Here is a 26,426-nt window from a genome sequence, read left to right as displayed (position 1 = left end):
CCTTGCTTTATGGTCACTTCAAGAAATCTGGCTGCTCTTTTCTGATTCTGTCCCAAAGAGGCTGAAAACTCAGCCATCCCTCATATTCCGTTCCCGTTTGTTCTGCCGTTAACTTTGCATACTCTTCTTCTATAAAAATAGGCTTACCTACAGACTCAGCCATTATCTGTGCTTGACATGACCGTTCCATCGTTATGAACCACCACGCTGCTGAATCTACAGACTGTCCTACAGTTAACAATCCATGGTTGCGGAGAATGACAGCTTTATATTGACCTAAAGCCTTAGCAATGCGTTTCCCTTCTTCGGATGCATAAACCACACCCGTAAAATCATCAAATAATGCATGATCTCTGTAAAATTGGCAGGCATCTTGCGTAATCGGGTCTAACAGTCTCCCTAAGGAAGACCATGTCTTTCCATAGACTGAATGAGCATGTGCCGCTGCAATGGCGTCCGGTCGCGCTTTATGAATTTCAGAATGAATGGCAAAGGCAGCACCATTCACGGAATGCTCACCCTCTACAATATCACCTTTATGATTGACCAATATAAGATCCGAAACGGAAATTTGACTAAAATGCATCCCAAACGGATTAACCCAGAAATGGTCTGTATATTTAGGATCCCGGACCGTAATATGGCCAGCTATCCCTTCATCGAAACCAAACTTTGAAAAAAGACGGAATGAAGCTGCCAACCGTTGCTTCCTGTGAATGCGCTCTTCTTCCAATGTATTGAATGTTGCCGGTTGCAGGGAAATTGTCTTTGTCATTTTTACTTTCCTCCTCAATTTTTCCGTTTTTTTGCCGAACCATCAATTAGCCATTGTGTCCATGTCAGCTTTACCCTTTATATCTTGCTTTACTTCACTTTTGTTCTTGTTATCATTATTCGGACTTAGGAGAGTGATCGTAGTAATGACGACAAAACTAGTAGCGAGCCCGTACAGGATTGGTTGAGTGGAGGAAGGTCCATTAATCACCAATCCGACAATGATAACGATCATGCTGGCCAGAATCGAGTAAAATGCCGCTGTAGCCGTGACCCTTTTCCAAAAGAAACCAAGGATGATCGGAAAGAACACAGCACCGGATAAAATTGCGTAAGCTACATCCAATGCAACTAAAATATCTTGAATCCATATCGAAACGATTATGGTTAATACACCAATCGTTAAAGTTGTAATTCGGGATGTTTTTAAAAATTGTCGTTCACTCATTTTTGGACCAATATATTTTTTAATGATGTCATTAACAACTAAAGTGGACGAAGCAAGCAAAGTTCCTGAAGCAGTGGACATAAGGGCCGATACCACACTCGCAATCACAACCCCCAATAGACCAACAGGTAAAGTTTCCATCGCTATACTGGTAAATGCATTTTGAGGATCGCCTAAATCAGGAAGGATAATAAAAGCGCACATTCCAATGATACTGATTGCAATCGCATAAAAAACACTATATAGTCCCGCTCCAACCGTTCCGCCACGAGAAACAGCTTTGGTTCGTGCGGTAAAAAGACGCTGCCAAATATCTTGGCCAACAACTACCCCTAGAGTAAATAGTAGGAAATATTGAAAAATTGTTTCTCCGCCAATGTTGCCTAGCTCGAAATGTGAGGCAGGGAGATTTTCTTTAAGTGAGCCCCACCCTCCTGCCTTAGAGATGCTCATCGGAAGCATGATAAAGAAAATGCCGATCGTCATGATGACGAATTGCACGACATCAGTCATGGTGACTGACCACATACCACCTAATATTGTATAAAATAAGACGATCCCACCCCCGACAATCATGGAAATCGTTAAATTCCAGCCAGCCAAAACATGTAAAATGGTCCCCATCCCAATCACTTGCGTTACAGTCAGCATGAATGTATAGATAACAGAGACAAGTGCACTGATCAATCTTGTCTGAGAGTTGTATCGCTTCTCAAGCATTTCACTGATCGTCAATACTTTTAAATTAAATATCTTATTTGTTAAAAACAACCCGATAGCGATTATGCCGAGCCCAATCATCACCACTAGCCAAATACCGGATATCCCAAACTGATAACCTAACTTTGCTGTTCCTAGAGTAGAAGCACCCCCTAATATCACAGCAGCTAAACAAGATAAATACATAAAATGACCAAGATTACGTCCTGCTACAATGAAATCATCTGCTGTTTTTGCCCGTCTGGATCCGATTACTCCCACAATGATTAAAACAGAAAAATATAGAATCATGATCGATATATCCAAAATATGCATGTACACATCTCCTTTTGGGCTTGTATTGTTCTTATCGCTTTGTAAAGAGGGAAGAAAGGATTTCACCTGATTTCTTCCTTCTTTACAGTTAAATGGGGAAACTAGTTGTTAAGCTGGGTTTCCAAATCTCCGACTCTCTCTTTTTTCTCCAGTTTCCCTTTTTTTGCGAGAGCGATGAGTGTGATGAATTCATAGACAATATTAGCGGCAGCGGCAGCCGTGATTTGTCCGTGATCGTATGATGGTAAAACCTCAACAAGATCGAATCCAACAAAATCTATATTCGTCAAGCCTCTCACTAAGGCTAAAGCATCATCAATGCTGGCACCCGAAACTTCAGGGGTACCCGTTCCCGGAGCATAAACCGGATCTAAAAAATCAATGTCAAAAGATAAAAACACCGGACCATTCGCAACACGCTCATGAATGACCCCAAGCATCTTTTCAACCCCGAGACGTTTATAATCGTTTGTCGTATAAACGCCCAAACCTAAATCCCGGGCATCCTGAAGATCTTCCGGTCCGTACAGACCGCCCCTCATACCAATTTGAAGAGATCGTGATACATCGATGAGACCCTCTTCTATTGCACGGCGAAAAACGGTTCCGTGATTATACTTTTGGTCAAAATAACTATCCCAAGTATCAGAGTGAGCATCGAATTGAAGCAGGGCAACAGGTCCATGTTTTTTTACGATCGCACGTAACTCCCCTAGCGTAATGGAATGATCGCCTCCCAATGAAATGGGAATGATCCCTTTTTCAATGACGGGGGTAAGCTCATCTTCAATCTTCTTATATGTTTCAGAAATATACCCCGGAATGATCGGAATATCCCCATAATCTATTCCTGATATATAGTCAAAAATATTAATATCTTGTTCTGGATTATAAGGACGTAAAAGGATTGAAAAATCGCGAATGGCTTCTGGTCCGAATCTCGCACCCGTTCTAAATGATTGCCCGGAATCAAAAGGAATTCCGGTAATGACAAAATCCATATGTTCATCTACCCGTTCAACAAATGGGAGCCGCATAAACGTACGCACTCCACAAAAACGGGGTGATTTGAATGAGTCTTTCGGTTGATACTTCATCATGTAACATCCTCCTAAATTCTAATTCTGCCATATTTTTTTGTCTCCACTGCCCTTGCAGCTGTCCTACAAACTTCCATCTTTTCAAATGGCTGTTTTCGCATACTTTGTTGCTATTCACCAAGTAATGCGGTGTGGTCGATTTCCCCTCCAATGCTCGCTTTCCGCGGGGCGGGCGGTGAGCCTCCTCGGCGTGAACGCCTGTGGGGTCTCACCTGTCCCGCTGCTCCCGCAGGAGTCTCGCACTTCCGCTCCAATCAACCTAAAATCGTTTCGTTTTAAAAACAACAATCTTTACGAAAAGAGCCTTTCAATAGAATGGACATATAAAACACCTTGTTTGAAAATTCTTTTCTTACCTTATACATAAGCAAGATTCAGGCCAACTATTTCGCTGTGGTATATGGGGCTTTTCGTTATTTTTTTTCATTCAATTGATTAAAAACTTAATCATTTTCTTGTTTTTTAATTTAATTTTTGATTATTTCGACTTTTTGATTTATATTTTAATTAAACAGCATCCCAAAATCCAAAGGAGCGGAACTTATGTACGATGATATGCTGGAGGAAGAACTAAATAAGATTATTGAAACATCGAATAATAACATTCTCATTACCGATCAAGATGGGATCATTTTATATTCCAACCCAAAGCTTTGGGAGATTTATGGTATGAAAAGTGCCTCTTATATCGGTACCTCCGTCTATCAATTAGAAAGTGAAGGACTTCTCACACCTTCCATCAATGCGATTGTTTTAAAAGAAAAGAAAGCGAAGCGCATTATGCAAGAAACGAAAACGGGTCATGTCGTCATGTCTACTGGCTATCCCATTTTTAATAAGGAAGGACTTCTCGTTAGGGTAATCAGCTATGGTCAGGATCAAACCGAGATTTTGCAATTGCAGGATCAATTTGAGCAATTACAACGAAAAATAAAAGGCTATCAAACGGAAGTCGAGGATTTAAGAGAAAAGGAACTGGATAACCATTATTTGATTGCCAGAAGTAATGAAACGAAGCATATTTTAAAAACGATCCATAATGTTTCAAAAACCGATGCCACGATTCTCTTATTAGGACCTTCCGGGGTAGGGAAAAGCACTTTTGCCCGTGCTGTTCATGACCAAAGCAACCGGAAAAAAGAACCTTTTATCGAAGTGAATTGCAGCACGATACCTGAAAGTTTGTTTGAATCAGAAATATTCGGCTATGAGGCGGGATCATTTACAGGGGCAAATAAACAAGGGAGGCAAGGCTTGATTGAGCAGGCTGACAGCGGGACTCTTTTCTTAGATGAAATCGGGGAACTCCCACTTGCCATGCAAGCTAAATTACTGAAAGTATTGCAGGAAAAAAAGATAAAGCGCATCGGCGGAAAAAAAGAAAGCCATATTAACTTCCGCCTGGTTGCCGCCACTAATCAAGATTTGAAGGAGATGGTAAGTCAAGGCAAGTTCAGATTGGACTTATTTTATCGTTTGAATGTGATTCCCCTCCAAATACCGGCATTACATGAACGTAAGGAAGATATCCCACTCTTAATTCAGCATTACTTACAGAAAACCAGTGATAAATACCAGAAATTCAAAAAAATCCATCCATCGACTTATGAAGTTTTGACTCATTATCATTGGCCCGGAAATATACGGGAATTAGAAAACTTAATTGAACGGTTGATCCTGACCATAGAAGAACCCATTATATTTCCCGAACACCTTCCCCAATCCATCACAGGGCAAATAGAACAGCCTGAAGATTCCACCTTCCTGGCAATCGAACAGGAATGTGAAGAAAATTTCGATTTAAAGAAGACACTGGAAAAGGTTGAAAGGCAACTGATTGCAAAAGCATGGAAACAATGTAAAACCACATACGAAATGGCAGAACATTTAGGCATCAGCCAGCCAACAGTCATCTATAAATTAAAGAAATACAAAGAGTATTTGTAAATGCTTCTGACTAAAATCCCTGCAAACCATGAATGGTCCTTAGCTAATTAAAGCTAAGGGCACATTTTGAAGCCTTATATGACAGCAATTCGAAGTGAAACTAAACCGATTTCCCCCACTTCTCCTGTTGTACCGGTTGATCCAGCAGCTCATTCTTCCCTTTGCTCCAATTGCACCTGTTACTCCTGCTCCCCTTCTCTTCACATTTCCATGATTGTCTCCATTTTAATGAAAATAAAAGATATTTTACTATATCAATAGAATAGGCATTACATAACCTAACCCGGGATGGTTCATCAACAAAAAGAGGCACCCATAATGGGAGCCTGAACTTTTAGTGAAGGTAAGCTATTATATGTAAACGGTAACCATTCCGCATCCTTATGCTAACACGATGATTGATAAATGGGATATTCCACCCAGTATCTTAGGAATTATCTTTTCTATTGTAGAGCATTAAAACAGGCTAGCTTATCGTTGGTTATTTCACTGCCTTTTTTATAGCTTTCACTTCATATAATGATCCTTCCGAACTGACGATATATTCAGGCTTCGGTTTCCCAAGGTTCGCTTTATGGCCTGCGATATGGGCTTCGCTCTTTTCCCACTGCTTCCAATGTGCCTCCGACTCCCAATTGATCATAATGATGACCTCTTCATCCCCGCGTCGCACTTTTTTCACCATCACACTTAAATCGATGAACCCTTCCTGCTTTTCTATGATTCCTTCCCCACTGAACCGTTTTACTACTAGTTCTGCATTGCCTTCTTTTACCACCATTTTTCTCATCTGAACGAACAATCTGAACAACTCCAATCGATGTACTCATAATGAATCATTTTATTCGATAACGATTCTCATTGTCAATTACTGAGGCTTCGAATTAAGTGCCCTACTTAAAACTTTAAATCCCAAAAACAAAAAAATGGAACAGGAAGTTATGGCATATCTTCCTGTTCCATTTTTTTTGTCATTCACCTTTTATCTTTAAGACTTTTGGGAACATAGTCATTCAGTTTATTAAATAAAGAAGTAATGTAGGAGCTGAGTTCGAATCGATCCTCCTGAACAAATTCAACTAACGACACTCCATTCTTTTTCATAACTTTTCCCCCTTTAGTTTTTATCCCGGTGCATGAACCTTTTCAGCCTCTAATACCTGTGAATTCCGCCATTAGCGGACTTACATGACTTCTCTCCATTTTTTTCTTTATTTGATTATACAAGAAAGCGCTTACAATGTAAAATATTATAATACTAAAAATTGCTATTTAATTAGAGTGTTCCAGTTATATAAAGCTACATTTATTATTAAGCTATGCTGGCTTTTAAGTGCACTCCTTAATCAATTACTACTTGTCTTGTTCACAGTGTATTAAATTTCATGAAATGCCCTTCAATATTTCAGTTAATCGCAGGAACTCTTCCTTATCGCGATTTCTTAATGAGTGATCGATTTCTTTTTCGATTTGTGCTTTCCGGTAATCACTTAGGGCCTTTTTCAAAACCATTTCAGCCATCTCTTCAGGTTCAAGCGATGTTCCTGGCAATTGCTTCTCCATACGAAACCAACTCCTTAACCTTTTTTCTATTATACTAAATATCTTGGAGATTATTATTATTTATTAACTTCTCCTTTCCTCTTTTTTATTTCCTTATCCACATGATTTCCACTTTGCCACTCTTCCATACATAAAAAATACTAAATGATTTGAATTAAAAATTTTTTATTTTATCCGGGAATATCGAAGCATTTATTTCCATTACTTTAGAATGAATTATATTCCATTACCTGATGATTGGAGCTAAGTTATTCGCTTCATTTTTTCAGAAAAGTCAGAAAAATATTGACCGGTACGAATAAGCCCTCTAAAATAATCTAAATAATCCAGTTTTTTACTTATATTCCTTAACCATCATTTTTGTTCTTTTCGGCTTTATTATTGTTGAAATTAATTTAGATGAAAAACTTAGCATTAAAGGAGCATTTATCATGAAAAAAAGTCGAGTTCTTTTCGCAAGTTTAGCTGGTTCCGTTATTGAGTGGTATGATTTCTATTTATACGGGACAGCAACAGGCCTGGTTTTTACAACTCTTTTCTTTCCCAATCACGATCCTGCCATTTCACTTCTTCTCGCCTTTGTCACTTTCGGGGCTGGTTACGCAGCCCGTCCAATCGGAAGTATCCTATTCGGTCATATGGGTGATCGCATTGGACGGAAGGCTGCACTCATGTTCACCCTTATTGGTATGGGGGGGAGTTCGATGCTTATCGGTGTTCTTCCCACTTATGCCCAGGTTGGGCTGGCCGCCCCCGCCATCTTGGTGGTCCTGAGGTTGATTCAAGGGATTTCTTTGGGTGGTGAATGGGGCGGAGCCATCCTATTGGCAACGGAATCTGCTCCAAAGGGTGTCCGTGGGTTATATGGATCCATTCCCCAACTAGGAGTCCCCATCGGTTTGGTTGCCGGTTCGTTCAGCCTGACCCTTATCAGTTCCTTGACAACCGATGCCCAATTTTTAGCTTGGGGTTGGCGGATTCCATTCCTTTTAAGCGGTGTACTGATTGCATTGGCAATCTGGGTAAGGAGTGGCATTGAAGAAACGCCGGAGTTCCAGCAGCAGAAAGATAGCGGCGATCTTGCAAAAGTTCCCATTATTGAAACGTTGAAACACGATTGGAAAAGTGTGCTGCAAGTGATCGGACTAAAAATCGGGGACGGGTTCTTCAATGTATTCATCATGTCCTATGTTCTCGTCTTTACTACAATGTATTTTGGTTATTCCCAAGATTCAGCCCTTACCGGTTTAACGATTGGCTGCGCTACAATGCTAATTACCATTCCTGTCATTGGGTACATTTCAGATTTCATCAATCGAAAAATCATCTATTTTGGGGGCCTGATTCTCCTTTTCATCTTGGCCATCCCCTATTTCACAATGATTGGGCAAGGGGTCGGCTGGTTCTATTTGATGCAGGCAGTTGTACTCGGCGTCATATGGGGAGCCATTTTTTCTACACAAGGGACGTTATTCTCGGAACTCTTTCCAGCCAAGGTCCGTTATACTGGATTATCGGTCGGTTATCAGGTCGCGGCAGCCATTGCAGGTTTCGGTCCGCTCATCTGGACCACCATGGCGGAATCATATGGCCCATCCCCTTTGGTATTTGGAGGATTCATGATGGCAGGTCTCGCGATTTCCCTGGCACTTTGTATATTCTCACCGCATTTCAGCAGAAAGATTGAAAAGGATCAAACACTCAAACCACATGAGCTGGATTTGAACTGATTATAAAATCCCTGGCATAAGTAATAACAGAGGCTGCACGTCCTATCACTCGGACAAGCGGCCACTGTTATTTAGAATGCATATACCTCTCTATACTTGTTTACTTCCTACAATCTCCAAAAGATCAGTCAGCGTCCGGATTTCATATGTGGGCTTGATTCCCAGATTATTATCCTTTTGATGGGGATTGTACCAGCATGTATCCATTCCATAATTAAAGCCGCCCTGTATATCTGATGTCAAGGAGTCACCCACTATCAACGCTTTCGATTTATCTGTGATCTTTAACTTGGAAAATGCATAATCAAAAATCCCTTTATCAGGCTTCTGAAACCCAGCCTCTTGGGAAACTATCAAAGTCTCAAAGGTATTGCAAAGGGGTGACCCCCCGATTCTTGCTGTCTGCACTGTCGTGAAGCCATTTGTTATAATGGCCAGCCGGCATCCTCCAAGCTTCTCGCAAACCTCCAAAGCCCCTGGCAGAAGATGTATTTCCTTTCCCAAATGTCCTAGGTACACACGGCCGAACGCATCCGCATCGATATCAAGCCCATGCTTCAGGAACAACCGCTTGAACCTTTCCACTCCCAGATTTGTTATATCAATAAGGCCCTGTTCCAAATCCCTCCACAGTACCTTACTGATTTCTTGGTAGCATCCTGCATAATCCTCCTCCCCTGTAGGCAAACCGAACTCTAAGAAAGCTTCATGCAGTGCCTTTTTTTCCGATATTCCAAAGTCTAGCAATGTATCATCAACATCAAATAAGATAATCTCGTATTTCATCACTGCCTCCATAATTTACTTACACATCCCGTCTGTATTAACATTATCATTAGAACAGGAAAGAATATCAACTTTTTCCTAAACATAAAAAGCCGAATAAGGACACTTTTTAATAGCGTCCTTTATTCGACCAATTGACAATCCCCTTTTTATAATGCCTCTTTTTCAGGAAGAAGCGATTTTTTTTCAGGTTTTTTATTTTGTTGTTCCATAGTAAGACGTATTTCCGCTTTAAGACCTTTATACGTAGAATAACACATAATAAGCATTAGCAATGCCAATGGAACCGCCGTTGCCACAAGTGCAGATTGCAAACCTGCCAGACCACCTGTCATGATCAATACAATGGAAATTGCCGCAATGACAGCACCCCATATGATTTTAATTGAATGGGAAGGATTTGGATTTCCATTTTCGCTAAACATCCCTAACACAAAAACAGCCGAGTTGGCGGATGTAATGAAGAAAACCAGGACGAGAACCATAGCTAGAACACTTAAGAAAGTAGTCATTGGAAAATAATCAAAAAATTTGAACAATGCAGAGGTTACATCGGTCGAAACTGCAGTAGCCAGTGCTGTTTCACCCATATTTTGAATTAAATGAATGGCTGATCCCCCCATAACAGCAAACCAGAAAAATGATCCGATTACCGGAATGAAAACGGCACCCATCATAAATTCTTTAATCGTTCTCCCTTTTGATATTCTAGCTACAAAACTTCCAACAAGTGGTGCCCAAGCGATCCACCAACCAAAATAAAATAATGTCCAGCTAGCTATCCAAGTACCTTTACCTTCACTATATGGCTCAGTCCTGAAGGACATGCTAACAAAGTTCTGAACGTAATCACCTATGCCCTGAAAAAAGACTTTAAAAATGGTTTGGGTCGGTCCGAGAAAAAGAACGAAGGCCAGTAATGCAAAAGCGAGCAACATATTTAGATTGGATAAATGTTTCATGGCTCCTTGTAGTCCAGAAACCGTGGATGCTACATAAATAATTGTCACCACTACAATAATTGAAGTTTGAACACTAACATTCATCGGCAGATCCCACAGAAAATTCAAACCGCTGTTAACCTGCAATGTACCAAAACCTAGTGACGTAGCAATTCCAATGACAATGGAGAGAATGACAATCACATCGATTCCCTTGCCAATGGGGCCTCTGATTTTGTCTCCTATTAAGGGATGAAAAACGGAACTTAATGATGAAGGCAATTTTTTTCTAAATTGGAAGAATGCTAAAGAAACTCCCACAAGTGCATAACAGGCCCAGGCCGAAACTCCCCAATGCAAGTAAACTAATTGCAAAGCGAGTTTTGCTGACTCTTCGGAAGAGGCTTTACCAAAAGGAGGATCTATATAGTAGGAGACAGGTTCTGCCACGCCCCAAAATACTAGACTGATTCCAATGGAAGCGCTGAATAGCATACCAATCCAAGTTGCTGTTTTATATTCAGGGCGATCGCTATCTTCCCCTAAACGTATATGACCAAATTTAGACAGTCCTATATACATACAAAACACAAAGAAAGTAAACACACTCCCCAAAATGAACCAACCCAAATTATTGTAGATAAAATCAAGCGACGAATTAGAAAAACTCTCCAATTGACTTGGCATGAATACACCAATGGCTATTAAACACAAGCTAATCGCTAATGATATATAAAATACATATTTCTTACCTTTCATCCAATCACCCCTTAAATAATAAGATAGAAAGTTCACACGGGATATGTAAACGTTTTCTTTAACGAATAAAAAATTAAATTTTTGTCATTAGTCCCCATACCCATTCCCGGACTAAGACAAAAAGACGTAGTAAACTTCATTTCAAAATTAATATTTATGACCGTTCAATCATATTGAACGGTCATTTATCATTTCACCTTCAGACCTTGGATAAAATGATTGACTCGATGATTTCCGTCACCCTGTCCCCCACTTCGGAAGTGGATGCCATGCCATTCATATCCGGGGTGAGCACCCGGGCTTCCAGCAACAGTTGCTCAATCGCATCAAGAACAATCTTACCATGTGATTCATAGCCAAAAAAGTCGAGCATTTGGCTTGCTGACCAAATGGAGGCAAGCGGATTTCCGATACCTTTGCCGGCAATGTCAGGAGCCGAGCCGTGAATTGGTTCGAACATCGATGGAAATTCCCTTTCAGGATTAATATTGGCACCGGCAGCAAGGCCGATTCCCCCAGCAAGAGCCGCCCCTAAGTCTGTTAAAATATCACCGAACAGGTTCGAAGTTACAACGACTTCAAAGCGCTTCGGGTCTTTGATCATCAGCATTGCCGCTGCGTCGACAAGGTATGAAGCCGTTTCGACTTCAGGATATTCCCTGCTGACCTCTTCGAATACCTGATCCCAGAAAACCATCGAATAATTCAGGGCGTTGGCTTTAGAAATGCTCGAGAGCGATCTGCCTTCTTTTTTCGCGGTTTCAAAAGCATAACGGATGATCCTTTCCGTCCCTTTACGGGAAAACACACCGTTTTGCAGAACAACTTCATGTTCCTGCCCTTTAAACAGCCAATCTCCTGCTCCTGAATATTCACCTTCACTGTTTTCGCGGATGAACAGCATATCAATATCTTCACGTTTCACATCAACGAGAGGCAAGTGAGCCCCTTTTAACAATGTCACTGGGCGGATATTTACATACTGATCAAAGCTTTTACGGATTTTCAATAATAGCTCCCATAGTGAAATATGGTCTGGGACTCCCGGAAACCCGACCGCTCCCAAATAAATTGCGTCAAAAGCTTTCAGCTTATCGATCCCATCATCATCCATCATTCTACCATTTTCGGAATAAAATTCGCAGCCCCATGGGAAGTATGTGAAATCCAATTGAAAACCTGAATCCAGTTCAGCCACTTTTTTTAATACCTTTATGCCTTCATTAATCACTTCAGGGCCAATGCCATCTCCTGCGATGACCGCAATTTTGAATTGTTTCATAAATGATCTCCTCGATTTCAGTCTTGATTCCAAACTACCAATTTCATTTCGGTCATTTCTTCCACAGCATATTTAATGCCTTCACGGCCAGTCCCGCTTTCTTTTACTCCGCCGTATGGCATTTGATCGACACGATAGGTCGGTACATCATTGATGATCAAACCGCCTACATGCAATTCCCGTGAAGCGTACAATGCGTTTTTCACATTGTTCGTGTATATACCGGCCTGCAAACCAAAGCGGGAATCATTCACTTGATCGATCGCTTCCTTCACTGAACCCACTTTATTGACAATGACAACCGGAGCAAATGCTTCCTGGCATGAAACCTTTAGCGTATGATCCGCATCTGTAATGATTGTCGGTTCAAGAATGTCACCTTGCAATTTCCCCCCTGCAGCGATCGTTGCCCTACTACCTTTAGTTTCCTCAATCCAGCCCAATACACGGGCCGCTTCCCCTTTGGAGATTAAGGCGGAAATATAAGTATCCGGATCCAATGGATCGCCAATTCTAAGTTTTTTGGCCGCTGCAGTGAATTTTCCGACAAACTCTTCATACACTTCTTCATGTGCATATACACGTTGCAATGAAATACAGACTTGCCCCTGATTGGAGAAGGCACCCATGATGCAACGATCGATAATTTTATCGATATTTATATCTTTATCAATGATTAAAGCTGAGTTCGAGCCAAGTTCAAGTGTGGTCTTTTTCAGACCTGCTTTGTTGCGGATTCCTATTCCAACGCTTGGGCTGCCTGTGAATGTGATCATGCTTACCCGATCGTTTTCTACAATCGCTTCTCCTACAGTGCCGCCCGGACCTGTCACTACATTTAATACGCCAGCCGGCAGACCCGCTTTTTCAAAAATTTGTGCGATGAAAAGTGCGGACAGCGGAGTTTGCGAAGCAGGCTTCAAAACAATAGTGTTCCCTGCAGCTATTGCCGGTCCGACTTTATGCGCCACTAAATTCATCGGGAAGTTAAATGGGGTGATGGCACCAATGACCCCGATCGGCTCTCTTAGCGTGTAACCAATTCGGCCAACACCTCCTATGGCTGCATCAAAAGGAATTGTTTCACCGTGAATCCGTTTCGCTTCTTCAGCCGAGAACTTATACGTTTCGATGGTCCTTCCAACTTCCGCTTTTGCGAACATGATCGGTTTAGCTGATTCACGGGAAATGATTTCTGCCGCTTCTTCCGCATTCTCCATTAATAACGCGACAGCCTTCTCCAATATATCCGCCCTTTGATATGCTGGCATTTTCGCCATGACTTCGCGCGCATTGTAGGCGGCTGCAATCGCCTTTTCGGTCAGCTCTTTATCAGCCATGGCAATTTGGGCGATTTCTTCCCCGGAAAAAGGGGAATATAGCGGGGCATAGCTTTCCGTTTCGACTTTTTCGCCATTGATCATCAAATATTGTTTCATCGATTTAAATTGATTCGCTAATTTACTCATTTAGGGCCTCCAATACCATTTCATGAAATTGAACAATTGCTTTTTCCGAAGAAGAATATCTACCTTTGTTAAAGGCACGGGAGCGGAAACCGATTTGTTCCAGCTCTACAAGTTCCACATCTTCTTGTCGGACCTGTTCGGCAAACGTAACAAGATCTTTCTCTTCCTGAGTCAAATTCTCATCGCGGAAATAATATGTGTAAACAGCCAAAGTCGTTTCGTGATCAATCGGAACCATTTGAATGGTTGCCATATTTCCGGGACCTGGATAAATGGTCAACATCAAGTTAGGCCACAGCCAGAAAAAGGATCCACCTTGCATTTCCGCCTGATTTAAATCGACCGTTCCGTAATTTTTATCCGGTCTAACGATCGAACCTTGCAGTGAATAGTTATCGCAGGTAATGATTTGGTAATCATCCATATCGAGCGCTGCAACAAAGCTTGGATGTGCTACATGGCAATGGTCACATTCTAAATAGTTATCTATGAACGCTTTCCAGTTTGCCTTGATCACCCTCGTTTTTTGACTTGTTCTTTTTAACTCACTTAAAAACGGATATTTACTTAAACGGTCAAAGAAATCGCCGTAGGATTCGCTAAGCGGTTTTGCATGATCATCCAAGTTTACAAAAATTAAAGATTCCAAGATTTCCATGCGAACGGAGCGTAAACAGGCATCTTGTACACAGGCTTCATCTTCTCCTTTAAAATTCGGCGCTTTGTTCAATTTCCCATCCAATTTGAATGTCCATCCATGATAACTGCATTGCAAGATTTTCTTCTTGCCTGATTCACTTTTTTCAAGCTTAGTGGCACGATGCGGACAAACGTTATAAAAAGCGCGAATCACCTCATCCTGACCGCGGTTCACTATGATCGGCTCGTTTGCCACTTCTGTCGTAAAGAATGATCCCACTTTTTCCAATTGGCTGATATGACCCACAAGCTGCCAAGATTTAGAGAATACTAGATCGATTTCCTTTTCGAGAACTTTCGGATCGGTGTATTTGTCATATGTCAATGTTCTTTCAAATGTACGATTTGTTACATTTTCCACCTTGTTATAAGCCATCATTCATTTCCCCCTAAAAAATGATTACTAGCATTCCTGCCATACTAGCTATTAAAATTTGATATTTTTTAATTTATCCGACCTTCCGCTTCAACGGGCACTCACTGGTATATTGGCGAAAGGTTCCGCCGCCAACTTAATCGAATCTGTCGGACAACCATCAAAAGCATCTTCCAAGTCTTCCTCAAGATCTTCGGATACTTCAGTTATTCCTGTGTTGGCATCCAGGATTGAAAAGGCGATTCCTTCATCGTTATAATCAAAAATCTCCGGTGCAGTCGCTCCACATGCCCCGCAAGCGATACATGTCTCCTGATCAACCATTGTGTATGTAGCCATGTGGCTCCCCCCCCTTTTCACATAATTAAACGGATGTTGTGCTTTTCTCTTTTCCTCCCATTGTGCTCGTGCTGTGCAGCGGCTGAACTTTCGCACTCGGGTCGATATGAACTTTTGCATTACTCACTGCTGTTGGAGCTTCACCGAACCCGCTAGCAATCAGCTTCACCTTACCTTCGTACGTGCAAATATCTCCTGCAGCGTATATACCTTTGATATTCGTTTCCATTTTAGAATTGACAACGATGGAATTGTTTTCGATTTCTAGTCCCCAATCCTTTATTGGACCTATTGATGATACGAATCCATAATTTACGAGAACGTCATCGACTTCCAATTCAAGCTGTTTTCCACTCTTCGCATCCGTCACAATCACTTTTTCTATTCTTTCTTCTCCAATCAGTTCGTCAGGGATATAAGGAGTCAAGACCTCAACCTTGGATTGTTTCAACCGCTCTACACTGTGTTCATGGGCACGAAATTTATCCCTTCGGTGTATGAGTGTCACTTTTTCAGCTATCGGTTCAAGCATTAGCGACCAGTCGACTGCCGAATCACCGCCACCGAACACAACCACTTTCTTATCAGCGAATTGACTCATATTCTGGACGAAATAATGAAGGTTGGCATTTTCAAATCTTTCTTCGCCTTCGATTTTTAATTTCCGAGGCTGAAATGCCCCGTTTCCAGCAGTGATGATTATCGCTTTCGTATAATGTGTTTCTTCAGATGTCGTAATGGCAAACATCCCATCCGAAGTCCGGACAATGGTCTCTACAGATTGATTAAGACATATATCCGTTTTGAATTGACCCATTTGTTCCAGTAATCGATTGATGAGCTCTTGGGCCTGAATTTTCGGGAAACCCGCAATATCATAAATGTATTTTTCAGGGTACAAAGCAGACAGCTGCCCTCCCAATTGAGGGAGACTTTCGATGATTTTCACTGAAGCTTGGCGCATCCCCGCATAAAAGGCGGTAAACAAACCAACCGGTCCTCCCCCGATAATAGTGATGTCAGAGACTTCATACTTTTCTTCCAAACTCATTCCCCCCTAGATGTCTTCCGTGATACGATTCCATTTACTAGAATCGCTTTGCTTACATGTGAATGCATGCAATAATTACTGACATGCACCCCTAGCACTTCGTCAATTTCAGCAATTGATAATTATATATATTGCAATATGCGTGCCAACCACGGAAACCGCCTTTAATATACTAAATATTTAGAATCATTTTTGAAAACGCTATCAAATTGAGTTATAATTAACTCAATTTTGATGAAACGTTATTCAGAATTCACTCATTCCCTTTTGAAAAGAGAGGATTACCTTATGAAAAGTACGGATTCTACTGAAAGTGTCGAGATGACACTCCAAGCTCTATTAAAGATTCTTGATCATTCCTCAGATGAGATTTTCGTCCTTGACGGAGAAAAGCGGATCCTTTACGTCAATAAGGCATGTGAGCGCCATTATGGGCTGAAGCCTACTGATGTGATCGGGAAAAATAATGTGGACTTATTTGAAAAAGGATACTGGACGCCCTCCATCGTGCCTGAAGTATTTAAAAGAAAAAAGCCTTGCTACATGAAACAGCAAACGTATATTGGGGCTGAATTGATGACATCGGCGATTCCAATTTTAAATGATGCAGGGGAAATTGAACTGGTCGTCACTACGTCCACAGAAACACAAACGTATAAAATGTTAAAAGCAAATGAAGCAAGTAATGAGTCGAAATTGACTCATGACGAAGATGAAACGGGGAGATTCATTACTAACAGCGGTAAAATCAACCGCATCCTCACTTTTTGTGAAAAGGTGGCGCCGACGGATTCGACGATTTTGATCCAGGGGGAATCTGGAACGGGTAAAGGAGTGCTTGCCCATTTCATCCACCGGATCAGTAAGCGGAAAAGCAAACCATTCCTGACGATCAACTGTGCAGCCATTCCGGAGGAACTGCTCGAATCCGAACTATTCGGCTATTCAAAAGGAGCATTTACAGGTGCAAATAAAACTGGAAAACGCGGATTGATTGAATCCGCAGACGGCGGCACTGTCTTTCTTGATGAAATTGGGGAAATACCGCTCGCTCTGCAGGCAAAGCTCCTCCAAGTAATCCAGGATAAACAATTCATTCCCGTCGGCGGCAGTGAAATGAAAAAAGTCGACATCCGCATCGTCGCTGCAACAAACCAGAACTTAATAGAAATGGTCAATGATAAAAAATTCCGGGAAGATTTATTTTACCGATTGAATGTAATTGATATTCAATTGCCTCCATTGCGAGAGCGTAAAGAGGACATCATTCCCCTTACGTACAATTTTTTAAATAAGTTCAATGAAAGATATCATGAAAATAAAGTCATTTCGGAAGAATGCTTGAACCTATTAATTCATTATTCATGGCCCGGCAATGTACGCCAGCTCGAAAACTTGATTGAAAGATTGGTCCTAATAAGTGAATCCGTTATCCTGATGTCCGACTTGCCTGAAATGATAACCGAGAACGTTGAACAGGTCACACAGATTGATCTCCCCACTTCTCTCGATAAAGCACTTGATGAAACGAAACGGATATTGATCAGGAAATCTTACCAAACATATAAATCATCAAGGAAAGTCGCGAAGGACCTCTCTATCAGCCAAACGAAAGCCTCGGCATTGATCCGGGAATACTGTGAGGACTTAATGAATAAATAGATAACATGATAATGAGCTTCCATTGTAATTACGACTCCTTCTTGTTTAAATCACTTAGCTTTTAAATTCAGGTACGAACAGAAAATAAGAGACTTCCCTTTGCGGGCAAGTCTCTTATTTTTATGAAGAGCCAACTATTTTCTCGCCTCTCGGTTTTGTACTATTTGAATCTGGTTCTCTTGTGATGCCAATTTGATTGAATTTATCATCTATGGACAGGTTGTATGTCAATGAACCTGTGCCTGCTTCATCAGGCTTGAAAGTTCCTGCATTTGTCCGTTTTCCATCTTTCAGCAACCACACCTGATACACCTCGGACTCTTGAAGGCTAGGCAAATTCTGAATTTGCACGATTAACCGTCTTCCTTCTCCTTGCTGCAAAATGTATGCAGCCCCGTCCGTATTCATATTTACAGCCGTCTTATCGACAGGCTGCAACGATAGCGACGTTTTAACCTCCATTGGCAGATTGATGGCCGCAAGTTCGTTTTTCAATTGAATATTGGAATATAACAGCACAAACGCCAAAACTAGCGCTGCCAACAAAAGACCTGAAGTTACTGGTGTAAACTGCTTAAAGAAAGAACGACTCCAATTCTTTTCCCTTCTCACCTGAACTTCATCATCCGTCTCAAAGACAAAATTCATAACCTCTGATTTCAGGGAAGGAGAGGGTTCCCTTTCTTTGAAATCCCATTTCAATGACTTCCAGGCTTCCGTCATTTGTTCATACTCCCTAGTGCATTCAGAGCATTGTGTTAAGTGTTCCGCGAATGCTTTATTTTCTTTTTCACCCAGTTCACCCGATAAAAATGAAAGCAGGTTAGCACACTCTATATTCATTTACAAACCACCTACTTCCAAATACTTTTTCAATAATTTAAGCGACTGGTGAAGTCTGCTCTTGATGGTACCAATCGGTTCATTTTCGATTTTGGCAATTTCGGTTAACGAGTACCCTTTCCAATACAATAAATCAATCAGTCTTTTTTGCGGCTTGCTTAACTTACTTTTTGCATTGGCAATTTCACTGTGTAATAGCCCATTTTCTATATCATTATTCGGATCTTCTATGTCAATTGGACGATACATGTCCATGTGTTCATTATTCCGGATATGAACGCTGTCTTTACGGACATAATCCACACACACATTTCGTGTAACGGTCAAAAGCCAGCTTACAAAGTGCCCCTTTTCGGAATTGTAGCTGCTTTTTGTGGTCCAGAGCTTTAAAAAGACCAACTGCACAATCTCCTTCGTTTTTTCTGCATTTCCATTTGTGAACTTAAAAATATAACCATAGATTAATTTAATATGCCGGTCATAAAGTTCTTCCAGAGCAGGACGATGCTTTTTCATTACTAATGCCATCAATTCCTTATCAAGTTTTTCTTTCAATCGCACCTGCAACTCCTCACCAGTAAATTTGGAAAAAACGTGTAACAGGAACGACCATCAATGATCGTCCCTTTTTCTTATTTTGGAAAAACCGTCTTTTTATTTACAATATACCAAACATTTTTCACGCCTTCGCCATTGACATCTCCCGCTGCCTTATCATTCACAAAATAGTAGAGCGGAAAACCTTTGTACGTTACCTGCTCTTCCCCTGTATCTTCCCTTTCAATGGTTCCAAAGTCTTTTTCCTCAAATCCTTTTGGAACAGCAAAATCCCTTTCCATGAACGGCGGCCATTTTTTCAGACAATCACCGATGCAATTGCTTTTTCCAGATTTATCATTCTTGAAAAAGTAAAGTGACATTCCCTTGGAATCAGCCAAGTATTCGCCTGTTGTTTCACTTTTCATTAATTTTAGGGTTTCTGCTTTTTCATCGGCAGTACCACTAACCACTTGATCATTTTGGGATGGATCATTAGCTTCATTTCCACATGCCGCCAAAACTAGAACCATCATAAAAACTGAAAATACCATCCACTTTTTCATATGCTCTCACTCCTCGTCAATTTACTTCCATCCCCATTTTTGAAATACTTGATGGGATTCTTCCGTTTTAAGATAATCAATGAATTGTTTTGCCTTTTTCTTGTTTTCACTCTTACTCGTTATGCTTATCGGGGTTCCTCTATAGAGCTGGTCCTCCTCAGGAAGCTGAACCAGGTCCGTCACATCCGCCAGACGGTAATGCCAGGATTCATATGTGATCCAGGCGTCCAATTTTGAATTTGCCTTCCATAGATCGATAGCTTCTGCACTGGACTTCACTGAAATGGCAATATTCCTGCTAATTCCAGGAATCAATCCTTTTCTTCCAGCCAAATCTTCCCATAGCCCCAGTTGCCCGGCTCCATTAACATCCACAATCTTTACACCCTTCTTCGTTAAATCCTCCAAGGACTGTATATTTTTGGGGTTTCCTTTTCTAACCAGGATGCCAGCTGACCGTGTATACAATTCTGTACGGTTTTTTTCATCAAGAATTTCCGGATGATCATGGATAAAATCTGTTAGCATATACTCGGACCCTCCGTAAATGATATCCGCATCCTGTTTGGCTTGATCAATCCATTTTTCTTCGGGTCCCGCTGTTACTTCAACTTTTATCCCCGTTTCTTTGGTGAATTTTTCCGCCACTTCCTTGATAGGTCCAAGAGGTCCACCTGGTCCATATACTTTTACGACGTCGTTGACAGCTTGCCCCCGGTTTGGACCCAGTTCCGGTGAAAATCCTAAAAGTACTAGCATCAATGATATCCACCCAACAAAAATTACCTTTTTCAAATCTTTCTTCTCTCCCTTCTAAAAAGCCTTTGTACTATAGATAACGGGACAAACTTCAAAACGGTTTGAAAAAAATTGTTAATTATTTTAACTTGCTGTAAAGTACATCTAAAAATCTCCAGTTTTTTACTTTTCCTCACAACAAAAAAAACCATTCGAAAATGGAATGGTTGCAGACTGTAACATTAAGATAGAGCTCCTTTTGCCTACTTTCATGCCCATACTTTTTCAAGCCTCTTAAACAAAAGATCAAAAAGTTCGCAGAAAAGGTTAGCTTGATTTGCTTCCCTTTCTTTGTCTATTTCTTTTACTAACCATAGCAATTCCCAACAATATCAGGGGAATGATCGTTTGCATCAAAACTCCATGAAAAGGGAACGCGATGATATCATATCGACTGACATCCATAGAGCTGGGATACGACCAAAAGCTGAATTCAACAATCAATATACCTATCGGCCATACAACGGGACGATAGTCGGAGAGATTCAGCCACTGCGCTGTACCTAAAGCAGCCGCATAATAAAACACGGAAATTTTCACAAATGCACCCACTATCCATACCGCCATGATGGCGGATTCCAAATGTTCAAAAAAGTCGGCCAAACTGATGTACCGAGATACATTCATCACAGGATAATTCTTTGTGGCAGTTGTTGACCCGAGTACAAAAAGAACCAGGAGATTCACCACAATTAGCGTCATCATCACGGCAAACACGGTCATCATCCCATATTTCATTCCTTTTTTCATATCCGCTAAAAAAGGGAGGAGAAAAATCATCAGAAAAAACTCACTGAACCATCCACCCGGTACAATCGAACCCTTGATTGGAGGCATAATTCCATTCCCCAATATCGGGAATATATTCTTAAATTCAAGATCAGGGCCCAGCAAGATGATTAAAAGGAAGATTGGAAAGATAAAAACAGGAACCAACAATTGGGAAGCTCTCCCTAACACCTCTATCCCTCCGCGTACGATAAAGGCACAGAGGAGTACCATCGATGCCATGATCACGCTAATCGGGGTTTTGACCAGAAAGGAGTCGACAATGAATTCCCCATAACTTCTTAGGATTTGCCCTGTAATAGGAATATAAAAAAACAAGAATAAAAAACCGAGAATTTTCCCCGGAATCCGACCGATGATCTGTTCACTGAATTGGATAACCGTTTGTCTCGGATAAAGTTGATGCAGTTTATAAGTGATATACACCGTCGCAAACCCGATGAGAGACGCCAAAATGGGGGACAACCATAAATCAGTTTTGGCATATTTAGCTGTGATGCTTGGAACCCCGAGAATGGCCGTTGCAACAATCGTTGGATACATCATGAATGCCATCTGTAAAGCTGAAATTTTCCCTTTCTCCATCATCTTCCTCCTTTCTGTGATCGTATGTAAATTTGAATTCTCAGCCCACTGATAGACTTACTTTTTCATAAACTCTTCAAACGGCTACAAAATAGAGATTCAATCCATTCAGCCGGTTTCGGTTCCTTTACGACTTTTTTTCCTTACAGCAGCAATCACCAACAATAACAGGGGAATGATCGTTTGCATCAAAATTCCTTGTAAAGGGAAGACGTTGATATCATTACGACTGACATCCACAGAGTTAGGCAACGACCAAAGACTGAATATGACAATCAAAATCCCTATCGGCCATACAATAGGACGATAGTCGGATAGATTCAGCCACTGCGCTGTACCTAAAGCAGATGCATAATAAAAAACGGAAATTTTCACGAACGCCCCCACTATCCATACCGCCATGGCGGCGGATTCCACATGTTCAAAAAAGTCGGCAACACTGATGTATCGAGATGCATTCATCAAGGGGTAAAGCTTTGTGGATGTTGTTGCCCCGAGTACAAAAAGAACCGTAAGATTCACCACAATTAACGTCATCATCACGGCAAAGACAGACTTCATACCGGTTTTCATCCCTTTTTTCATATCCGCCAAAAAAGGAAGAAGAAAAATGATCAGGAAAAACTCGCTGAACCATCCCCCCGGTACAATCGCACCCTTGATTGGAGGCATGATGCCATCCGCCAATACGGGGAAAATATTCTTGAATTCAAGATTAGGAATCAGCAAGAGGATTAAGATACAGAGTGGAAAAATGAAAACAGGTACAAACAATTCAGCAGCTCGCCCCAACACTTCTATTCCCCCGCGTACGATGAACGCACAAAGAAGCACCATCGAAACCATGATCACACTGATCGGGGTACGTACCAGAAAAGAGCCGACAACAAATTCTGCGTAGCCTCTAAGAATTAGCCCCGTGTTCTGGATATAAAAAAACAAGAGTAAAAACCCAAAAATTTTCCCTGGAATCCGACCGATGATCTTTTCAGTGAATTGGATGACCGTTTGTTTTGGAAAAAGTTGGTGCAGTTTATAAGCGATATACACCGTCAAATACCCTATTAGCGCAGCAAAAATGGGTGACAGCCATAAATCAGTTTTGGCATATTTCGCTGTGATGCTGGGAACCCCGATAATAGCTGTTGCCACAATCGTCGGATACATCATGAATGCCATCTGCAGAGATGAAATTTTCCCTTTCTCCATCATCTTCCTCCTTTCTGCAATAATATGTAAATTGCACGCTACCTACTGATAGACTCACTTTTCCATAAACTCTCCAAATGGCCTGAAAAGAGTTTCCACCCATTGAGTGGGTCCTGACATCTGTGGGAGATTGAACATGGACAGAACCAAGCCAGTGAGGAGCAGTGTAAGAAAGGCCACTTTATCTTTTTTAGGATTTTGTTTCATTTTCGGCCATTCAAACAAAATGATTAAAGCTACGATCACGGTTGTACAAATAAAAGCCCCCCATCTCACTTGTCCTTCACCTCTTTCTCAGACAAACCCGCCGGTTTGTTTATATAGCCCTGTCTTCGAATATGGGCCGCAACATCAACTTCCACTTCCATTTCCGCGAATATCTCATCCCAGTGGTTATCTACCTCATTAAACTGTTTAGGATATTTCCTATAAAAATCTTTCCCCAATCCTAAAATGTCCGCTTTCTTATCCTGAGTATGCATAAAAGCCATCTCGATGCGTTTTTCTATATCATTTTGATATACTCGTTCTGCAGCTTTTAGAGACTTAGGGTTTGAAAGGTTTAAATTCGTTCCATTTTGAATAACAGCTCCATCTGTATTTATCTTCACCAACAATTTCCATTCACCATTGATAATTTGCGGAATGATCTTGACTTTGGCTGACACTGGACTTAAAGATATCTCCCCTTTCTCCCCTTTGGGTTTTATGGTCACGGTATATGATTCCACTTCATCCCTTAACCACAATAGCCCCCTAGTTTCCTTTTCAGTCATCGTTCCAGTCATTTTATCTTTTTTGAACACGGCTGTTCCGAAAATGTAAGGAATTCCCTGCAATTTCTTTTCCCCTTTCCCCGGAGGCGATATTTTAATGAATGGAAGTGCGGCCGCTTGAGGCCTACCTGTTAACATTTCATCTAAATCCTGCATTGTGACCAGCATCCCAATATGTAAATCAGATAGTTCTCTAAGCACTTCCCCTGAATAGTTTTCCAGGGGTGGCAAAGATTCAAGGATAGGCTTGGCTTCCCCTTTGCTGACATACACATTTGCCTTCTCTCTTGGCTGCGGATGGCGCAGCAAAAAATCCAGCTGCTCTTGAATTCCATCCTTCGCTAACTTTTCACCGAATACAAATACTTTACAATGACCCCAAAACACTTTGCGCGGAAGCTTACTTTGAAGCTTAGACAATGCATCTGAAATATTGGAGCCTTTTTCATATCTCACCATTGTCGTAACCCCACTCCCCCCTTGACTGCTCCCTCCTTGACCTCCTCCACTGCTTATTGAACTTGGAATAAAGACTTGGACGGATAGTTCGATTTGATTATTACCCTTCTTATCGATGGCAGCGGCTGTGACAATCGCCAAATCAGTGATCTCTATTCGATCCCAACAACCGCTTAGTAAAGGGGTCGTTACACAAATAACGAGCAAAAGAAGGACGCTTTTCATGAAATGACGCCTCTTTACTTTCTCCACTATCCTTGTTCGCCTCCAGCATTTATTCACTCCGTTTCACTCCCCCTTTTTGGATTTGGACTCTGTTCCTGGGCTTGACGGTATACATTAGAATCCCCCGTGAGACGCGGGCGTGTATCCATCATCCACCAAGGGGCTCTCCACAGCACATCTTTCAGCTCTTTACCTTTTAACGGTGCCAGTGGCGCTAGGTATGGAACGCCAAAGGAACGCAAGCTGCATAAGTGAATGACTATGGCGATGATCCCCATCATGATGCCAAGCAGTCCTAATGTACCGGCAAGCAGCATCATCGGAAAACGCAGCATCCGGAAAGCGATTCCGGCAATATAACGAGGCATCATAAAAGAAGCGATCCCCGTAATCGCAACCACAATGACCATTGGAGCTGATACCAACCCCGCTTGTACGGACGCTTGACCAATCACTAGCGCTCCAACAATGCTGACGGCAGAACCTACCTGCTTCGGCAAGCGAACCCCTGCCTCTCTTAGTGCTTCAAACGTAATTTCCATAGCCAACGCCTCTACTATTGCAGGAAAAGGGACCGATTCCCGGGATGCTGCTATGCTTAACAGGAGTGCGGTTGGGACCGCCTCATGATGGAACGTTAAAATAGCAACATAAAGGGAAGGAAGCAAAAGAGATAATCCCATAAAAAAATAACGTAACCAACGGATAAAAGTGCCTGCCATAAAACGTTGAGCATAATCCTCTTGTGATTGAATCAAAGAAAAGAAGGATATTGGTGCAATTAACGTAAAAGGGGTTCCTTCTACAAGAATGACAGCCCGTCCCTCCAGCAAGCTGGCACAGGCTACATCCGGCCGTTCTGTCGACATGATCTGAGGGAAAGGAGAAAATGGATTGTCCTCGATCATTTCCTCGATGTACTCGCTTTCTAAAATACCGTCTATTTTAATTCGTTCCAACCGAGTTGTAATCTCTTCAATCAGTGTTTTATCCGCAAGTCCATCAATATAAGCAATTGAAACATTCGTCCTGGTAAGAGTTCCGATCTTCATCGATTGAATTTTAAGGGCAGGACTTTTTATAATGCGTCGCAATTGGGACGTATTTACCTCTAGAGATTCAATAAATCCCTCTCGTGACCCCCTAACTCCCCCCTCTGCCACAGGTTCTTCAATCGCCCGCTTTTCCCATTTGGACAATCCTAGAGAAAATCCATCGCTTTCCCCTTCATATAGGAGGATCGGGTTTCCAGAGGAAATCGATTCAATGCAATCCGCCAACATATGCACTTTTACCACTTTAGGAACGGGCATTTTATGTTCAATAAAGTCATTTAATGGCTGTGGTTCTTTTGATGGCTCTTGCATGAGTGGAGATAGCACATATTGTTCTATCGCCTCGATGTCTGAGAGTCCCGCAATATAAATGAGCATCGCGCGTGTTTTTCCGAAAATGGAGAACGGGCGGAACATGACATCCGAGCAATTATCATAAACAGAACGAAGTGTTTCTACATTTCGGATGAAATTCGCATCAAGTGCATCTGCAGGCTTGGAATCTTGGTAATTATTTTGTACACTGGATTTTTTTTCTTTCGTTTTCCTCAACAATCTACCCACATTACGAATCAAGCTGGTTACCCCCATTTTTTTGCAGGTCGCTCTAACTCCATTTTTCT

At 41.5% G+C, this 26,426-nt stretch carries 25 protein-coding genes; 3 read left to right on the top strand and 22 right to left on the bottom strand.

Annotated elements, in window-relative coordinates:
- Positions 1-13: 13 nt before the first annotated feature.
- The 3 genes from MPH60_RS00405 to speB all read right to left on the bottom strand — a co-directional run bounded on the left by MPH60_RS00405 (position 14) and on the right by speB (position 3,357).
- Positions 14-793 carry a class II aldolase/adducin family protein gene (locus MPH60_RS00405; RefSeq protein ID WP_272492873.1) on the bottom strand — a complete coding sequence of 260 codons (780 nt, stop codon included), beginning with the start codon at positions 791-793 and terminating at the stop codon, positions 14-16.
- Positions 794-817: 24 nt separating this feature from the next.
- The gene (locus MPH60_RS00400; protein ID WP_241594827.1) at positions 818-2,257 is read right to left on the bottom strand and encodes a sodium:solute symporter; all 1,440 of its coding nucleotides are present in this window, start codon (positions 2,255-2,257) and stop codon (positions 818-820) included.
- A 101-nt stretch (positions 2,258-2,358) separates the two neighbouring features.
- Positions 2,359-3,357: an agmatinase gene (speB, locus tag MPH60_RS00395; RefSeq protein WP_241593906.1), complete on the bottom strand. Its 999-nt coding sequence runs from the start codon at positions 3,355-3,357 to the stop codon at positions 2,359-2,361.
- A 543-nt stretch (positions 3,358-3,900) separates the two neighbouring features.
- On the opposite strand from speB, the gene MPH60_RS00390 reads away from it, so the two are divergent.
- Positions 3,901-5,304, top strand: coding sequence for a sigma-54 interaction domain-containing protein (locus tag MPH60_RS00390; RefSeq protein ID WP_241593904.1), 1,404 nt, complete (start codon positions 3,901-3,903; stop codon positions 5,302-5,304).
- Between the two features lie 481 nt (positions 5,305-5,785).
- Here MPH60_RS00390 and MPH60_RS00385 read toward each other — a convergent pair whose 3' ends face one another.
- From MPH60_RS00385 to MPH60_RS00380, 3 genes are all read right to left on the bottom strand, one after another.
- Positions 5,786-6,106, bottom strand: a complete 321-nt coding sequence (locus MPH60_RS00385; RefSeq protein WP_241593902.1) for an antibiotic biosynthesis monooxygenase family protein — start codon at positions 6,104-6,106, stop codon at positions 5,786-5,788.
- 173 nt (positions 6,107-6,279) lie between these two features.
- The gene (locus MPH60_RS27650; RefSeq protein WP_260359184.1) at positions 6,280-6,408 is read right to left on the bottom strand and encodes a hypothetical protein; all 129 of its coding nucleotides are present in this window, start codon (positions 6,406-6,408) and stop codon (positions 6,280-6,282) included.
- Between the two features lie 279 nt (positions 6,409-6,687).
- Entirely contained in the window at positions 6,688-6,867 is a 180-nt protein-coding gene (locus tag MPH60_RS00380) for an IDEAL domain-containing protein (RefSeq protein ID WP_137019900.1), read from the bottom strand.
- Positions 6,868-7,298: 431 nt separating this feature from the next.
- Here MPH60_RS00380 and MPH60_RS00375 point away from each other — a divergent pair, with 431 nt between their 5' ends.
- Positions 7,299-8,597: an MFS transporter gene (locus MPH60_RS00375; protein ID WP_241593900.1), complete on the top strand. Its 1,299-nt coding sequence runs from the start codon at positions 7,299-7,301 to the stop codon at positions 8,595-8,597.
- A gap of 90 nt (positions 8,598-8,687) precedes the next feature.
- Here MPH60_RS00375 and MPH60_RS00370 read toward each other — a convergent pair whose 3' ends face one another.
- From MPH60_RS00370 to MPH60_RS00340, 7 genes are all read right to left on the bottom strand, one after another.
- Positions 8,688-9,383 (bottom strand): YjjG family noncanonical pyrimidine nucleotidase, encoded by a 696-nt coding sequence (locus MPH60_RS00370; protein WP_241593898.1) that lies wholly within the window; start codon positions 9,381-9,383, stop codon positions 8,688-8,690.
- Positions 9,384-9,532: 149 nt separating this feature from the next.
- Positions 9,533-11,083 carry a BCCT family transporter gene (locus MPH60_RS00365; protein ID WP_241593891.1) on the bottom strand — a complete coding sequence of 517 codons (1,551 nt, stop codon included), beginning with the start codon at positions 11,081-11,083 and terminating at the stop codon, positions 9,533-9,535.
- Between the two features lie 199 nt (positions 11,084-11,282).
- Positions 11,283-12,365 (bottom strand): tartrate dehydrogenase, encoded by a 1,083-nt coding sequence (locus tag MPH60_RS00360; protein ID WP_241593889.1) that lies wholly within the window; start codon positions 12,363-12,365, stop codon positions 11,283-11,285.
- A gap of 17 nt (positions 12,366-12,382) precedes the next feature.
- Positions 12,383-13,834 carry an aldehyde dehydrogenase family protein gene (locus MPH60_RS00355; protein WP_241593887.1) on the bottom strand — a complete coding sequence of 484 codons (1,452 nt, stop codon included), beginning with the start codon at positions 13,832-13,834 and terminating at the stop codon, positions 12,383-12,385.
- On the bottom strand, positions 13,827-14,909 hold the full coding sequence (locus tag MPH60_RS00350) for an aromatic ring-hydroxylating oxygenase subunit alpha (RefSeq protein WP_241593917.1): 1,083 nt from the start codon (positions 14,907-14,909) through the stop codon (positions 13,827-13,829). Before MPH60_RS00350 ends, MPH60_RS00355 begins: the two co-directional genes overlap by 8 nt.
- 90 nt (positions 14,910-14,999) lie before the next feature.
- A complete protein-coding gene (locus tag MPH60_RS00345; protein WP_241593885.1) occupies positions 15,000-15,248 on the bottom strand; it encodes a ferredoxin in 249 nt (82 codons plus the stop codon).
- Positions 15,249-15,273: 25 nt separating this feature from the next.
- The gene (locus tag MPH60_RS00340; RefSeq protein WP_241593884.1) at positions 15,274-16,293 is read right to left on the bottom strand and encodes an NAD(P)/FAD-dependent oxidoreductase; all 1,020 of its coding nucleotides are present in this window, start codon (positions 16,291-16,293) and stop codon (positions 15,274-15,276) included.
- A gap of 294 nt (positions 16,294-16,587) precedes the next feature.
- Between MPH60_RS00340 and MPH60_RS00335 the strand changes: the two genes are divergently transcribed.
- Positions 16,588-17,961, top strand: a complete 1,374-nt coding sequence (locus tag MPH60_RS00335; RefSeq protein WP_241593883.1) for a sigma-54 interaction domain-containing protein — start codon at positions 16,588-16,590, stop codon at positions 17,959-17,961.
- Between the two features lie 120 nt (positions 17,962-18,081).
- Here MPH60_RS00335 and MPH60_RS00330 read toward each other — a convergent pair whose 3' ends face one another.
- The 9 genes from MPH60_RS00330 to MPH60_RS00290 form a co-directional block, all read right to left on the bottom strand.
- A complete protein-coding gene (locus MPH60_RS00330; RefSeq protein ID WP_241593882.1) occupies positions 18,082-18,804 on the bottom strand; it encodes an anti-sigma factor in 723 nt (240 codons plus the stop codon).
- The gene (locus MPH60_RS00325; RefSeq protein WP_241593881.1) at positions 18,805-19,359 is read right to left on the bottom strand and encodes an RNA polymerase sigma factor; all 555 of its coding nucleotides are present in this window, start codon (positions 19,357-19,359) and stop codon (positions 18,805-18,807) included. It lies immediately after the preceding gene.
- A gap of 77 nt (positions 19,360-19,436) precedes the next feature.
- The gene (locus MPH60_RS00320; RefSeq protein WP_241593880.1) at positions 19,437-19,907 is read right to left on the bottom strand and encodes a COG4315 family predicted lipoprotein; all 471 of its coding nucleotides are present in this window, start codon (positions 19,905-19,907) and stop codon (positions 19,437-19,439) included.
- 21 nt (positions 19,908-19,928) lie between these two features.
- A complete protein-coding gene (locus tag MPH60_RS00315; RefSeq protein WP_241593879.1) occupies positions 19,929-20,702 on the bottom strand; it encodes an extracellular solute-binding protein in 774 nt (257 codons plus the stop codon).
- 270 nt (positions 20,703-20,972) lie between these two features.
- Positions 20,973-22,079, bottom strand: coding sequence for a GerAB/ArcD/ProY family transporter (locus tag MPH60_RS00310; protein WP_241593878.1), 1,107 nt, complete (start codon positions 22,077-22,079; stop codon positions 20,973-20,975).
- A gap of 108 nt (positions 22,080-22,187) precedes the next feature.
- On the bottom strand, positions 22,188-23,288 hold the full coding sequence (locus MPH60_RS00305; protein WP_241593877.1) for a GerAB/ArcD/ProY family transporter: 1,101 nt from the start codon (positions 23,286-23,288) through the stop codon (positions 22,188-22,190).
- Between the two features lie 54 nt (positions 23,289-23,342).
- Positions 23,343-23,564, bottom strand: coding sequence for a hypothetical protein (locus tag MPH60_RS00300; RefSeq protein ID WP_076367809.1), 222 nt, complete (start codon positions 23,562-23,564; stop codon positions 23,343-23,345).
- Positions 23,561-24,748: a Ger(x)C family spore germination protein gene (locus MPH60_RS00295; protein WP_241593876.1), complete on the bottom strand. Its 1,188-nt coding sequence runs from the start codon at positions 24,746-24,748 to the stop codon at positions 23,561-23,563. Before MPH60_RS00295 ends, MPH60_RS00300 begins: the two co-directional genes overlap by 4 nt.
- A 53-nt stretch (positions 24,749-24,801) precedes the next feature.
- Positions 24,802-26,379 carry a spore germination protein gene (locus MPH60_RS00290; RefSeq protein ID WP_245406421.1) on the bottom strand — a complete coding sequence of 526 codons (1,578 nt, stop codon included), beginning with the start codon at positions 26,377-26,379 and terminating at the stop codon, positions 24,802-24,804.
- Between the last annotated feature and the right edge of the window lie 47 nt (positions 26,380-26,426).

Origin of the sequence: Peribacillus sp. Aquil_B1, assembly GCF_022603275.1 — a bacterium.
GTDB lineage: Bacteria > Bacillota > Bacilli > Bacillales > DSM-1321 > Peribacillus.
The sequence above is the reverse complement of the archived record's forward strand: the minus strand, read 5'-3'. Positions and strand labels throughout refer to the sequence as shown.

Bases quoted from the DNA above. Each gene is read 5' to 3' on its own strand.
- MPH60_RS00350 (WP_241593917.1), bottom strand. From the start codon at position 14,909: ATGGCTTATAACAAGGTGGAAAATGTAACAAATCGTACATTTGAAAGA.
- MPH60_RS00355 (WP_241593887.1), bottom strand. From the start codon at position 13,834: ATGAGTAAATTAGCGAATCAATTTAAATCGATGAAACAATATTTGATG.
- MPH60_RS00345 (WP_241593885.1), bottom strand. From the start codon at position 15,248: ATGGCTACATACACAATGGTTGATCAGGAGACATGTATCGCTTGCGGG.
- speB (WP_241593906.1), bottom strand. From the start codon at position 3,357: ATGATGAAGTATCAACCGAAAGACTCATTCAAATCACCCCGTTTTTGT.
- MPH60_RS00365 (WP_241593891.1), bottom strand. From the start codon at position 11,083: ATGAAAGGTAAGAAATATGTATTTTATATATCATTAGCGATTAGCTTG.
- MPH60_RS00375 (WP_241593900.1), top strand. From the start codon at position 7,299: ATGAAAAAAAGTCGAGTTCTTTTCGCAAGTTTAGCTGGTTCCGTTATT.
- MPH60_RS00330 (WP_241593882.1), bottom strand. From the start codon at position 18,804: ATGAATATAGAGTGTGCTAACCTGCTTTCATTTTTATCGGGTGAACTG.
- MPH60_RS00370 (WP_241593898.1), bottom strand. From the start codon at position 9,383: ATGAAATACGAGATTATCTTATTTGATGTTGATGATACATTGCTAGAC.
- MPH60_RS00310 (WP_241593878.1), bottom strand. From the start codon at position 22,079: ATGGAGAAAGGGAAAATTTCAGCTTTACAGATGGCATTCATGATGTAT.
- MPH60_RS00380 (WP_137019900.1), bottom strand. From the start codon at position 6,867: ATGGAGAAGCAATTGCCAGGAACATCGCTTGAACCTGAAGAGATGGCT.
- MPH60_RS27650 (WP_260359184.1), bottom strand. From the start codon at position 6,408: ATGAAAAAGAATGGAGTGTCGTTAGTTGAATTTGTTCAGGAGGATCGA.
- MPH60_RS00390 (WP_241593904.1), top strand. From the start codon at position 3,901: ATGTACGATGATATGCTGGAGGAAGAACTAAATAAGATTATTGAAACA.
- MPH60_RS00335 (WP_241593883.1), top strand. From the start codon at position 16,588: ATGAAAAGTACGGATTCTACTGAAAGTGTCGAGATGACACTCCAAGCT.
- MPH60_RS00400 (WP_241594827.1), bottom strand. From the start codon at position 2,257: ATGCATATTTTGGATATATCGATCATGATTCTATATTTTTCTGTTTTA.
- MPH60_RS00305 (WP_241593877.1), bottom strand. From the start codon at position 23,288: ATGGAGAAAGGGAAAATTTCATCTCTGCAGATGGCATTCATGATGTAT.
- MPH60_RS00295 (WP_241593876.1), bottom strand. From the start codon at position 24,748: ATGAAAAGCGTCCTTCTTTTGCTCGTTATTTGTGTAACGACCCCTTTA.
- MPH60_RS00360 (WP_241593889.1), bottom strand. From the start codon at position 12,365: ATGAAACAATTCAAAATTGCGGTCATCGCAGGAGATGGCATTGGCCCT.
- MPH60_RS00320 (WP_241593880.1), bottom strand. From the start codon at position 19,907: ATGAAAAAGTGGATGGTATTTTCAGTTTTTATGATGGTTCTAGTTTTG.